This window comes from Polyangium fumosum (assembly GCF_005144585.1).
GTDB lineage: Bacteria > Myxococcota_A > Polyangia > Polyangiales > Polyangiaceae > Polyangium > Polyangium fumosum.
The window spans coordinates 68,457-80,615 of the sequence record NZ_SSMQ01000034.1 but is presented as its reverse complement, the minus strand read 5'-3'; the positions used below and the strand labels follow the sequence as shown (position 1 = coordinate 80,615).

The following is a 12,159-nucleotide window of genomic DNA, read 5'->3' as shown; positions in this document are numbered from 1 at the left end:
CTCGATGGCCTCCGTGATCTCGCGCTCGTCGGGGGCGAGGGGCGGGGCCGCCGGAGGCAAGGCGGCCTCGATGAGCGCGGCCTCGACGTCGCGCGGATCGACGTCGGAGCGTGGCTCGATCGGCAGCTCCCAGTACGTGGCGCTGCGCGCGTGGCCGTCGCAGTACGTGAGGATCGTCGCGGGAGGCAGAGGCGAGACGCCTTCGAGGATCGTGTCGGGCTCGGCGACGGCACCCGTGGCGAGGAAGCTCCCGACTGCGCGGCGAGACAACCGTTTTTCGGCAAAACCCTGCGCGGCGAGCGTCCAGACCTCGAAGGCGAAGGCGAGCTTTCCAGGGGCCGTGGCGACGTAGAGGGATTTGATGCCGATCGGATCCCGCGCGAGCAGGAGTGTCCGCTCGGTCGCGTCCCAAAGACCCAGCGCAAAACCGCCCCGCAGCTCTTCGATCGCACGCTTGCCGCGGGCGGCGTACGCGGCGAGGACGCCTTCGGGGGTTTCGCGGTCGCCTTCGAAGACGATGGTGAAACGGCCGTCGGCGGACGTCACGGCATTCGGGGAAAACCGGGCCTCGTCGATCGCGGAGCCGGGCCTGCCGTTGACGTACCCGAACGAGCCGTTCATCCCCGCGCCCGCTTTTCCCGGGCCGCGAGCTCGAGGTCCGAATCCACCATACGCCGCACGAGCTCCGGGAACGTGACCTTCGGCGTCCACCCGAGCTTTTCCCGCGCCTTCGTCGGGTCCGCGAGCAAGACGTCGACCTCGGCCGGCCGGAAATACTTGGGGTCGATACGCACGTATTCCTGCCAGTCGAGGTCCGCGTGGCGGAACGCAAGCTCCAAAAACTCGCGCACCGCGTGCGTCTCGCCCATGCCGATGACGTAATCGTCGGCCTGGTCCTGCTGGAGCATGCGCCACATGGCCTCGACGTAGTCCTCGGCGTGGCCCCAATCGCGGCGGGCGTCGAGGTTGCCGAGCCAAAGCTCGCGCTGGAGGCCCTGTTTGATGCGGCCGACGGCGCGCGTGATCTTGCGGGTGACGAAGGTCTCGCCGCGGCGCTCGCTCTCGTGGTTGAAGAGGATGCCGTTCGAGACGTGCATGCCGTACGCCTCGCGGTAGTTCTGCGCGACGTAGAAGGCATACGCCTTGGCCGCGGCATAGGGGCTCCGCGGGTGGAAAGGCGTGGTCTCGCGTTGCGGGATCTCGGCGACCTTGCCGTAGAGTTCGCTGGAGCTCGCCTGGTAGAAGCGCGCCGCGACGCGCATCTTGCGCATGGCTTCGAGGAGGCGAACGGCGCCGAGGGCGGTGACCTCGCCGGTGTACTCGGGGATGTCGAAGGAGACGCGGACGTGGCTCTGCGCGCCGAGGTTGTAGATCTCGTCGGGCTGGACCTCGGCGAGGATCGACTGGAGCGAGGAGGCGTCGTTGAGGTCGCCGTGATGCAAGAAGAGGCGGACGCCGCGCTCGTGGGGGTCGCGGTAGAGGTGGTCGATGCGCTCGGTGTTGAAGGAGGAGGAGCGACGGATGATGCCGTGGACCTCGTAGCCTTTGCCGAGGAGCAGCTCCGCGAGGTACGAGCCGTCCTGGCCCGTGATGCCGGTGATGAGCGCGCGTTTCATGCGGATGTACGGTTCATCCGGCGACCCGGGAGGCGGACCGTAGCATCGGGGGTGGGGGGCGCCAAGACGAGCGCGGGCTCATGAAAGGCTTGGTTGCGTGGGAGGTGGGGGACGTTCAGGGGGCGGGATCCGGAGGATCCAGGGGCGCCGGGGTCGGCTGCCGCCGCTGCTGAGGCGGCGGCGGCGGCGGGGTCCGTGGGTCGCTCAGGTGGGGTTCGGGTCCTTTGTTCTTGCGGCGCTGGGCGGGCACGAACGCCAGCGACGGTGTCAAGGGCAACTTGCTATGGGATGCCCTTTCGCAAGGCATCCCACGTCGTGAGCAAAGCGGAGAGGCTCTGCAAGTGCCCGGTCGAGGCACATCGCTGGCGCAATGCGTCTAGATAATCCTTCCCGACGACGACGCCTGGGTGCTCCTTCGAGTACCTCTTCCCATGCTCGAGGAGCATCTCCTTCAAGTACTTTCCATGAAAACTGGCTTTCGTGGTGTACCCGTCCGGCTTGCCCATGATCTCCGGATCGCTGTTGCTCACATCGTAAAAACGCTTCATCTCCACGAGCTCCGAAGAGGTGGGGTTTCGACGCAACATCCTCCCGTGCCCCAGAAACCACGTCTCCATGCAGCAATGTTGCACGACGACGTGCAGTCCGATGTTCGGGGCTTTTTCGACCAGCGAGCAAGCGCGCGCAGCGTCGTCGAGGACACCCCGTGTGAGATCGAGCGCGTCCTCGTAGCGCATCTCCTCAGAATCGCTGCACACGAAGAAATGATCGATCACGGGACGATCGCATATGTCCCGTAGCGCGCTTTCGATGCGCTTCAAATACGACGGGTTCCCGTAGCCCGAAAAGATGCAGTAACAGTTCGATTCCACATCGGCGAGATCTCGCACGGATCGCATATCGGGGAACGTATGGCGGATCCATGCCTCGTACACCCTGCGCTCGGTGTGCCTCCCCTCGACCAAGAAGTACAAGTTCACGCGATACCTTCGTCGAACTCGGGCAAATTCAGCAATCGATCGAATGCATCAAAATGAGACGCGCGTTGGAGCGCCGGCACGTCACGCGCGCTCCGTACACGTACGGCGCTGCTGCGGCGTTGAACGAGTTTCCATTCTGAAATGGGGATGTTGTTGATGACGTACGGGTGATGGCTCGTGATGATGAATTGCATTTGCGGCGCATACTCGAGAATCAAATCCACCAGCGCCGGGAGGCAGTTCTTGCCGAGGCTGTTCTCGAATTCGTCAATGAGTATCACCGACCCGGGCGGCGTGAGGCGCAGTCCGAGGATCGTCGCGAGCACACGGCGCATCCCCCCCGACACGTCTGCTCCGACGATCCAGTCGCTCGCGCCGCGCTCACGGAGCAGGAGGATGAATTGCGCGGATACCCTCCCTTCGACCGATCGGTCGAAACGAGCAATCCGCAAATCCTCCACCGTCGGAAAGATCGACGCGAACGTCTCCCGGACGTCTCGCCACTGCTCCGGAAGAGCCTCCTGCAGCATGTACGTCCGCAGCATGATGTCGGAATAGGGGCTCTGCTGGATTGCAGGGAGACTCATCGAGCCTCGCCGAAGACCGCTGAAAACACGCGCATCCGTGCTGGATGTGCCCGCAAAGACGTCCAGAGAACCCAGGGCCCGGTGGTCCGTGACGCTCTTCAGCCCCGTGGCAGCCCGCGCCACCTTGGCTTCGCCGGAAAGCAGCGCCAAAGCGGACTCGGACGGGTTGAGCTTCGGCAAATCCGCCCCCTTGAAACGAAACACGCCACCGTCTCGCCGCACGAGCTCGATATCGTCGAGGTCCACCTCCTCCCGCTGGAAATGAGCACCTGGGCCATGCCCCCAACCCATGCGGTTCATCCGCCGAGGTTGTTCGTCCTCCACGTCTCCCTGAGCCGGCTCGACGAACACCGCATGCCAGCGATACCGATGCCCTTCGTGCTCGAAGCGCATCGTCCACTCGACATCGCTCGGCAAGCCTGGTGCGGTCGGCTGAATCGCACTCCGCACCTGCTCGATTGCACGCAGGATTTTCGTTTTTCCAACACCCGAGACACCAACCAACAGGTTGAACGGGTCGAACGTCGTCTCCTCGAGCTGCCAGCCCGTCGAGCGATCCTGGAACGAGAAACTGTGGATACGCATCTTCCTCGCCGCATGGGAACTCTAACCGACCCCCCGCGTCAGGGGAAGGTTGGTCGCGTGGAGAGTCTGTTACGAACAGGTTGCGTGGGAGGCAGGGGACGTTCAGGGGGCGGGATCCGGAGGATCCAGGGGCGCCGGGGTCGGCGGCCGCCGCTGCTGCTGCAGCGGCGGCGGCGGGGTCCGTGGGTCGCTCAGGTGGGGTTCGGGTCCTTGGCTTTCGGGGCGCGCTCGGCGTCCGTCTCGGCGCGCGCTTGCTTGTTCTTGCGGCGCTTGTCGGCGGCCTTCTTGGCGTACTGGGAGCGGTACTCCAGGGTCTTGTTGAAGGCCGCACGCACCGACGGGTCGCCGTGCTGGGCGGTGGCGTCCACGAATCCACCGATGCGGCTGATGTCGGCTTCGCGTGCGTCCTCGTAGGAGAGCTCGCTCTCCTCGAGGACCTCCGCGAGCTTGAGGACATCCTTCTTGCGCGCGCGGATTTCGTCGAGCGCGGCCGTCTTTTCGACGATGTTCAGCCAGATGCTGGGGTGCATGCCGAGGATCTCGCCGTACTGCGGGATGGCCTTCGAGAGTTCGTCGAAGACCCCAGAAAACCTGGCTTCTCACGCTGCGCGCCTGTGAGCGTGCCATTGGCGAGATCCACGAGCCTCGGGCGAACCTTGGATGCGTCGGAGGTGGTTCGCTCGGACGCGAAGGCGGAGGGCTCGGACGCGAAGGCGGAGGGCGAGGGCGCGAACGCGGAGGGCTCGGACGCGAACGCGGAGGGCGAGGGCGCGAACGCGGAGGGCTCGGACGCGAAGGCGGAGGGCGAGGGCGCGAAGACCGAGGGCTCGGACGCGAACGCGGAGGGCTCGGACGCGAACGCGGAGGGCTCGGACGCGGACGGGGAGGGCTCGGACGCGAACGCGGAGGGCTCGGACGCGAACGCGGAGGGCTCGGACGCGGACGGGGAGGGCTCGGACGCGAACGCGGAGGGCTCGGACGCGAACGCCGAGGGTGAGGGCGCGAGAGGGGTTCGTGTGCACGAGAGAGGTGGTTCGCTCGGACGCGAATGGGGAGGGCTCGGACGCTCAGGCGATGCGGAGCGAAAGCTCGGCGAAGGCCGCTCGCACCTCCTGGGGATTCTCGATCCAAGGGAAATGCCCGGCGCCCGCGATGACGCGATCGATGACGTTGGGCGTCTGGAACCTCGGCTCGCGCCATCCGCCTTGCCAGACGATCCGATCGTCCGAGCCTGCCAATCGAAGGACCGGCATTCGCGTCGGCCACCATCGGGCCTGGTAGACGTGGTCGAAGTTCGCCTCCGACCACGCGACCGCCGCGCTGTTGTAAGGCATTCTCGCGAGGAGCTCTCGCCCCGCCGAGAGCCCGGCCGGGGTGAAGTTCCATTCCGCGGACGCCACCGCAACCGCGGCGATGTTCTCGTCGCGCGGATCCGCTTCATAGATCGCTGTCGCCGCCTCGACCTCGGGCAACGGGTTCGCCTGGGTCATCTCCACGAAACGAGGATGCCAGAGGGCGTCCGGAGCGGTGTCCAGAAGCGCCAGGGCTTCGAGGTGCGGCGCAAGCTCGGGCGTCGAAAGCAGATACATGCCGCCGGTCGAATGGCCGGCGAAGACGACACGCGGGAGCGCCATGGCAGCTTCGACCACGACATGGGGCCAGGTATCAAAGGGCACCTTCGGACTGCCGGGAGGGGCGCGGTTCGAGCCGTCTCCAGGCAAATCGACGAGCCAGAGGGCCCCCGGCACATCCAGGATGTCGGCGAGCCCTTCGAGGCTCTCCGACCCGATGCCGGGTCCTCCGGGCAGGAGCAGCCAGTTGAGGTCCCCAGAGCGGAGGGCGTGACGACGCAGCCGGACGCCCGAGGGGGTGAAGAAGAGGTCGGCCATGTCGGCCATCGTGAGCGCAAACGACGCCTTCGGCCAGATTGTGGAGAGGCGGGTTGGCCAACGGCGAACGCCGCGTCCCTTCCGCCTGAAGGGCCGCTCTGGCGCGCGCCACTGTCAAGCGCAGCTTAACGGCTCGTCCACCAACCGACCTCTGTTCCGTCGATGACGCCGAGCGCATGGTGGGGTCGCAGGAAGCCAAGGGGTCGCGGTGGCCTTGCGGCGAAGACCTCACCACCTCTCGGAGCCTCAAAATGACCATCAAAGCATTCGGCGCCCACGCCGCCAACAAGCCGCTGGAATCGCTTGAAATCACGCGCCGAGCGCCGGGCGACCACGACGTGCAGATCGAGATCGCATCCTGCGGCGTCTGCCACTCGGACCTGCACACCGTCCGCGGCGAATGGGCAGGCACGCTCTACCCCTGCGTGCCGGGGCACGAGATCGTGGGGCGCGTGTCCGCGGTCGGCGCGCACGTGACCGGCTTCAAGACGGGCGATCGGGTTGGCGTCGGCTGTATCGTCGATAGCTGCGGTCACTGCTCGGCGTGCGCGGCCGACCTGGAGCAGGATTGCGAGCCGGGCATGATCGGCACGTACAACTCCGCGACGCCCGATGCGCCCGGACACACGCTCGGCGGTTATTCGCAGCGGATCGTCGTCAAGGACAAGTACGTCCTGAAGATCCGTCACCACGAGGAGCAACTCGCGGCCGTCGCGCCGCTGCTCTGCGCCGGCATTACGACCTATTCTCCGCTCAGGCACTGGAACGCTGGGCCCGGCAAGAAGGTGGGCATCGTGGGCATCGGCGGGCTCGGCCACATGGGCATCAAGCTCGCGCGCGATGGGCGCACACACCGTGGCGTTCACGACGTCGGAGTCCAAGCGCAAAGCCGCGGTGGCGTTCGGCGCCGACGAGGTCGTCGTGTCGCGCGACGCGGGCGAGATGGCCGCTCATGTGGAGAGCTTCGACCTGATCCTGAACACGGTCGCGGTGAGCCACGACCTCGACGCCTTCACGCGCCTGCTCAAGCGGGACAGCGCCCTGGTGCTCGTGGGCGTTCCAGCGCATGCCCACCCGTCGCCCAGCGTCTTCAACCTCGTCTCCAAGCGCAAGACGATCGCGGGTTCGATGATCGGCGGCATCGCCGAGACCCAGGAGATGCTCGACTTCTGCGCGGAGAAGGGAATCGTCGCGGACATCGAGTTGATTCGCATTCAACAAATCGAACAAGCCTACGAGCGAATGCTGAAGAGCGACGTGAAGTATCGATTCGTCATCTACAACGCGAGCTTGGGGGCCGCGCCGTAGGAGCGATCCATGTGCATGTGATTGAACGATGGGCGGCGGTCGTGGTCCTCGCGCAAGCAACGCGTGGCCGGGCCGAAGCGGCAGCAACGTTCCGGTAAAACCGATTCGGTTCCCCGACGAACCTATCCCTTGTCCCGCCCGCGCTCTCGCAGTAGAGCGTTCTCGTGCCTTCCCTCTTGCACGAGGCGATCATCGAGCTCTTCCGCAACCGTCCGGTCCTGGCGGCGGAGCTGCTCCACGAGGCCCTGCACATCCCGTTGCCACCGTTCACGGAGGCCCGGATTGCTTCGGCGGATCTGACGAACATCATCCCGCGGGAGCTTCGCGCCGATCTCCTCGTGTTGCTCCTCGATGAACAACCTGTCCTGGTCATCATCGTCGAAGCGCAGCTCCAGTGGGATCCGGACAAGCCCTTTGCCTGGCCTGCGTACGTGGCCGGCGCGCGTGCGCGTTACCGGTGCCCGGCGTGCTTGCTGGTCGTGACGCCCGACGAAGCGCTCGCGGCGCGTCTTTCCCAGCCGATCGTGCTCGGCCCTGGGCAGGCTTCGATCACGCCTCTGGTGCTGGGGCCGGAGGGAGTGCCGGTGGTGAAGGACATCGAAGAAGCCAAGGAAAGGCCGGAGCTTTCGGTGCTCTCGGCGCTCGCGCACGGACGAACGGAGGGAGGGATTTCCATCGCGGTTGCGGCGCTGGCTGCGGGCGCGGGGCTGGATGCGGAGCGTGCGAAACTGTACGCGGATCTCGTGCTATTTTCCCTGGGCGAAGCTGCCCGGACAGCGCTGGAGAAGCTCATGAGCATCCCGAACTACGAGTACCAGAGCGAATTTGCACGCAAGTACGTGCAGCAAGGGCGAGAGGAAGGGCGCGCGGAAGGAAGCCTCGAACCCGTTTTGCGCCTGTTCGAGCGACGGCTCGCCCGGCCGTTGACCAGCGACGAGCGTGAGAACCTCGCCACGCAGCTCCACAAGGAGGGCGCCACCCGACTTACGGACATGGCCCTTGATCTCTCCGCGGCAGACCTCGCCGCTCTGCTCGTCGCGAACAACGGGCGCTGATGAGCCGCAGCGGCAGCGGCCGCGGCAGTAGCAGCTCCGCCCGCTACTTCTCCCCCATGGCCCGCGCCCGCTCCTCCGCAATCCGCTTTCTCAACGCCTCCGTCATTCCCCGCTTCTGCGCCGCGCGTTCGAGCGCCATCACGGCCTGCGCATGCGCACCTCCGCGACTCGCAGCATCCGCGAGCGTGAGCCACCGGGCCTCGGTCGGTTCCTCGCGGGCCGCGCGGTCGTAAAGCGTGAGCGCGGCGCCGGCGTCGCCCCGGGTCTCGCGGATGCGCGCGAGGAACGCGGCGGCCTCGGCGCACGCGGACGCCGAGAGGCAGGTCGCGGCGAGCAGGTCCTTGCTGGCCGCGTCGATGCGCGCGACGCCAGGGACCTGGGAGGCGATCTCGACGCGCGCGCGCAAGCAGGCGGCGCGCTCCTTGACGAGCGGGCAACGCGCCGAGCCTTTGATCAGGCGAAGGATCTGGCGGAGCAAATGGGCGTGCTTGGCCGAAGCGGCAGCAACGTTCCGGTAAAACCGATTCGGTTCCCCGACGAACCTATCCCTTGTCCCGCCCGCGCTCTCGCAGTAGAGCGTTCTCGTGCCTTCCCTCTTGCACGAGGCGATCATCGAGCTCTTCCGCAACCGTCCGGTCCTGGCGGCGGAGCTGCTCCACGAGGCCCTGCACATCCCGTTGCCACCGTTCACGGAGGCCCGGATTGCTTCGGCGGATCTGACGAACATCATCCCGCGGGAGCTTCGCGCCGATCTCCTCGTGTTGCTCCTCGATGAACAACCTGTCCTGGTCATCATCGTCGAAGCGCAGCTCCAGTGGGATCCGGACAAGCCCTTTGCCTGGCCTGCGTACGTGGCCGGCGCGCGTGCGCGTTACCGGTGCCCGGCGTGCTTGCTGGTCGTGACGCCCGACGAAGCGCTCGCGGCGCGTCTTTCCCAGCCGATCGTGCTCGGCCCTGGGCAGGCTTCGATCACGCCTCTGGTGCTGGGGCCGGAGGGAGTGCCGGTGGTGAAGGACATCGAAGAAGCCAAGGAAAGGCCGGAGCTTTCGGTGCTCTCGGCGCTCGCGCACGGACGAACGGAGGGAGGGATTTCCATCGCGGTTGCGGCGCTGGCTGCGGGCGCGGGGCTGGATGCGGAGCGTGCGAAACTGTACGCGGATCTCGTGCTATTTTCCCTGGGCGAAGCTGCCCGGACAGCGCTGGAGAAGCTCATGAGCATCCCGAACTACGAGTACCAGAGCGAATTTGCACGCAAGTACGTGCAGCAAGGGCGAGAGGAAGGGCGCGCGGAAGGAAGCCTCGAACCCGTTTTGCGCCTGTTCGAGCGACGGCTCGCCCGGCCGTTGACCAGCGACGAGCGTGAGAACCTCGCCACGCAGCTCCACAAGGAGGGCGCCACCCGACTTACGGACATGGCCCTTGATCTCTCCGCGGCAGACCTCGCCGCTCTGCTCGTCGCGAACAACGGGCGCTGATGAGCCGCAGCGGCAGCGGCCGCGGCAGTAGCAGCTCCGCCCGCTACTTCTCCCCCATGGCCCGCGCCCGCTCCTCCGCAATCCGCTTTCTCAACGCCTCCGTCATTCCCCGCTTCTGCGCCGCGCGTTCGAGCGCCATCACGGCCTGCGCATGCGCACCTCCGCGACTCGCAGCATCCGCGAGCGTGAGCCACCGGGCCTCGGTCGGTTCCTCGCGGGCCGCGCGGTCGTAAAGCGTGAGCGCGGCGCCGGCGTCGCCCCGGGTCTCGCGGATGCGCGCGAGGAACGCGGCGGCCTCGGCGCACGCGGACGCCGAGAGGCAGGTCGCGGCGAGCAGGTCCTTGCTGGCCGCGTCGATGCGCGCGACGCCAGGGACCTGGGAGGCGATCTCGACGCGCGCGCGCAAGCAGGCGGCGCGCTCCTTGACGAGCGGGCAGCGCGCCGCGAGCCGGGCCTCGGCGTCTTCGCTTTTGCCCTCGACGACGAGGGCGCGCGCGCGGATCCGGTCGGCCATGAAGTCCCCGGGGAACGCTGTTTCGAGCGCGGCCGCGTGCGCCTCGATCTCGCGCATGCAGCGGGCACGATCGTCACACGTGCCCTTCGTGAGCGCGTCGAGCAGGGCGTCCGCGGCGCGCACGCGCGGGCCGTGGGCGCCGGGGTTTCGCGTGATCGCCTCGGCGTCGAGGCGCGCGCTGAGCGCGGCGTTGCCCGCGTTTCGCGCCTGCACCGCGAGCTCGTCGAGCATGGGCGTGCCCGCTTTGCCTTCGGGGACGGCGCCGAGCAATTCACCTTCGTCCTTCGAGAGCCGGACCGCGAACACGCCTGCAGGGCCCACGAGCGAGCTGTCTTGCGTGACGGCGATCCGCAGCTCGAGCAAGGCCTGGCGGCGCGCGCCGCGGCTGGCGAGGACCTGCGCGAGCAAGAGGTGCGCGCGGCCATTCACGTGGCCTCGTTCGAGGGTGCGCTGGAGCCACGGGAGCGCGCGCTCGTGTTTGCCTTGGTAGGCCGCGAGCGCGCCGATGAGCGGGAAATAAGGTTCGGCCGGGTGGCGGCGCATCGCTGCGCGGAGGGCGGCTTCGAGCGCGTCGTGCGCGGCAGGATCCGCGAGGTTCGTCGCTTCGTACATCCTGCGGATCACGTCGCGCTCGGCGTCGACGTCGGGATGGCCGAGTCGGAAGGATGCGGCCGCGAGCGCGAGGCCCACGAAGAGCGCGAGGGCCGGCGCGAGGCGCGTGAGCTTGCCCGGGGCCTTCGCGGCGAGGCCACGCGAGGGGCGTGAGCGCGCGCGGTCTCCCCACAAGGAGCCGAGCACCGTGGCGAGGGCGAAGCAGACGGCCGGGATCTCCAGCGAGAGGTCGGCGAGGTTCTGGAGGAGGACCACGACGACGCCCGTGAAGGCGGCCGCCGCGAGGCGGCTGCGCAAGGCGCCGAGGCGCGAGGGGGCGAGCGCCCTCGCAAACAGGACGAGCGCCGCGAGCGCGACGGGCGCGCCCCACTCGACGAGCCACTGCGCCGGGAAGTTCTCGATGTACGCAAAGACGACGTGGCCCGCGCTCGCGCGGTACGCAGGGAAGACGCTTTCGAACGCGCCACGGCCGATGCCGAAGATCGGGTGCTCGCGCAAGACGGGCAGCGCCCAGCGCACCATCTGGAGTTTGTCGAGGTTCTTGTCGTAGAGCTCGAACCACGTGTCGCGCGTGCCGCCGAGGAGCGCGAGCGAAGCGCCGCCGAGGAGCGCGGCGCCGAGGAGCCAGCGGAGCGAGGGGTCGGCGCCGTCGCTGCCGCCGCGACGCGCCGCGCGGATGCGAAGGAGGAGCGCGAGCAGGAGGACGCCGAAGATCAAGGCCATCACGCCGCCGCGCGAGGCGGACGTGACGTCGACGGCGACGAGGAACGCGACGCCCGCAGCGACGAGCCAGCGCGGCGCGACGGGATCGTGCATGAGGGCGAGGCCCATGCCCGCGAGCGCGCCGAGGTTGAGGTAACCGGCGAGGGTGTTCGCGTTGATGAGCGGCCCGACATGCCACGGCGGCAGCGCGACCGAGGGCGTGTAGAAGCCGTAGACCTTCGTCAGGCCCGCGAGGCCGTGCACGACGGTGACGAGCGCGACGGCGAGGGCCGAGAGGAAGACGATCGTGATGCCGGCGGCGGCGCCGCGACGCGCGGACACGGCTGCCGAGGCGGTGAAGATCGCGGCGTAGGAGGACCACTTCAGGGCCTCGACGATCGAGCCGCCGGGATCGAGCGAGAGGCTCGCGAAGCGCGGGCCCGCCTCTCCGAAGGGAAGGAGCGCGCGCGACCAGACGTCGGCGTTGCCCGGCGCGAGGCGTTCGAGCAGGGCCATCGGCAAGGGCACGGCCTGGAGGAGCGTGTAGGCGGCGAGCGCGGTCGCGAGGAGCGCAGGCAAAGCGAGGGAGACCGAGCCCTTGCGCTCTTGCTCGCGGCGAAGCGCGAGGGCGGCGGCAGCGAAGGCGAAGGGCGCGAGGAGGGCGACGACGCGGACGTGGACGCCGCCGAGCGCGAGGGCGGAGCTCGCGACGGTGAAGGCGACGAGGACGACGAGGGGTCGAACGGAGCCGGAGCTTCCGCGATCTCGGCGCGGGCTGGATCGGGAGGTGGGAGGCATCCGAGGCTCGTGATCGGGGCGCGCGGGAGGGCGCCGAG

At 67.9% G+C, this 12,159-nt stretch carries 9 protein-coding genes and 2 pseudogenes; 3 read left to right on the top strand and 8 right to left on the bottom strand.

Annotated features, from left to right (window positions below; all coding sequences use genetic code 11):
- Positions 1–309 precede the first annotated feature (309 nt).
- The 6 genes and pseudogenes from E8A74_RS56095 to E8A74_RS28635 form a co-directional block, all read right to left on the bottom strand.
- Positions 310–621, bottom strand: a pseudogene (locus tag E8A74_RS56095) (hypothetical protein); the annotation flags it as partial.
- Positions 618–1,616 (bottom strand): GDP-mannose 4,6-dehydratase, encoded by a 999-nt coding sequence (gene gmd / locus E8A74_RS28655; RefSeq protein ID WP_136932265.1) that lies wholly within the window; start codon positions 1,614–1,616, stop codon positions 618–620. The pseudogene E8A74_RS56095 and the gene gmd, both read right to left, overlap by 4 nt.
- A gap of 281 nt (positions 1,617–1,897) precedes the next feature.
- Positions 1,898–2,515 (bottom strand): hypothetical protein, encoded by a 618-nt coding sequence (locus E8A74_RS28650; RefSeq protein ID WP_136932264.1) that lies wholly within the window; start codon positions 2,513–2,515, stop codon positions 1,898–1,900.
- Between the two features lie 77 nt (positions 2,516–2,592).
- A complete protein-coding gene (locus tag E8A74_RS28645; RefSeq protein ID WP_136932263.1) occupies positions 2,593–3,768 on the bottom strand; it encodes an AAA family ATPase in 1,176 nt (391 codons plus the stop codon).
- Between the two features lie 191 nt (positions 3,769–3,959).
- Positions 3,960–4,298, bottom strand: a complete 339-nt coding sequence (locus E8A74_RS28640) for a hypothetical protein (RefSeq protein ID WP_136932262.1) — start codon at positions 4,296–4,298, stop codon at positions 3,960–3,962.
- 537 nt (positions 4,299–4,835) lie between these two features.
- Complete coding sequence (locus E8A74_RS28635) at positions 4,836–5,657, bottom strand: alpha/beta fold hydrolase (protein ID WP_136932261.1); 822 nt, start codon at positions 5,655–5,657, stop codon at positions 4,836–4,838.
- Between the two features lie 251 nt (positions 5,658–5,908).
- Between E8A74_RS28635 and E8A74_RS56090 the strand changes: the two are divergent.
- A pseudogene (locus E8A74_RS56090) lies at positions 5,909–6,965 on the top strand (NAD(P)-dependent alcohol dehydrogenase).
- A 164-nt stretch (positions 6,966–7,129) separates the two neighbouring features.
- Positions 7,130–8,020, top strand: a complete 891-nt coding sequence (locus tag E8A74_RS28625; RefSeq protein ID WP_136932259.1) for a hypothetical protein — start codon at positions 7,130–7,132, stop codon at positions 8,018–8,020.
- A 43-nt stretch (positions 8,021–8,063) separates the two neighbouring features.
- Here E8A74_RS28625 and E8A74_RS28620 read toward each other — a convergent pair whose 3' ends face one another.
- The gene (locus E8A74_RS28620) at positions 8,064–8,498 is read right to left on the bottom strand and encodes a hypothetical protein (protein WP_136932260.1); all 435 of its coding nucleotides are present in this window, start codon (positions 8,496–8,498) and stop codon (positions 8,064–8,066) included.
- Between the two features lie 106 nt (positions 8,499–8,604).
- Here E8A74_RS28620 and E8A74_RS28615 point away from each other — a divergent pair, with 106 nt between their 5' ends.
- Entirely contained in the window at positions 8,605–9,495 is an 891-nt protein-coding gene (locus E8A74_RS28615; protein WP_136932259.1) for a hypothetical protein, read from the top strand.
- A gap of 43 nt (positions 9,496–9,538) precedes the next feature.
- Here the strand turns inward: E8A74_RS28615 and E8A74_RS28610 are convergent, their stop codons facing one another.
- Positions 9,539–12,121, bottom strand: a complete 2,583-nt coding sequence (locus E8A74_RS28610) for an O-antigen ligase family protein (RefSeq protein ID WP_136932258.1) — start codon at positions 12,119–12,121, stop codon at positions 9,539–9,541.
- Positions 12,122–12,159: the final 38 nt, after the last annotated feature.

Bases quoted from the DNA above. Each gene is read 5' to 3' on its own strand.
- gmd (WP_136932265.1), bottom strand. From the start codon at position 1,616: ATGAAACGCGCGCTCATCACCGGCATCACGGGCCAGGACGGCTCGTAC.
- E8A74_RS28645 (WP_136932263.1), bottom strand. From the start codon at position 3,768: ATGCGTATCCACAGTTTCTCGTTCCAGGATCGCTCGACGGGCTGGCAG.
- E8A74_RS28610 (WP_136932258.1), bottom strand. From the start codon at position 12,121: ATGCCTCCCACCTCCCGATCCAGCCCGCGCCGAGATCGCGGAAGCTCC.
- E8A74_RS28650 (WP_136932264.1), bottom strand. From the start codon at position 2,515: ATGCGATCCGTGCGAGATCTCGCCGATGTGGAATCGAACTGTTACTGC.
- E8A74_RS28640 (WP_136932262.1), bottom strand. From the start codon at position 4,298: ATGCACCCCAGCATCTGGCTGAACATCGTCGAAAAGACGGCCGCGCTC.
- E8A74_RS28635 (WP_136932261.1), bottom strand. From the start codon at position 5,657: ATGGCCGACCTCTTCTTCACCCCCTCGGGCGTCCGGCTGCGTCGTCAC.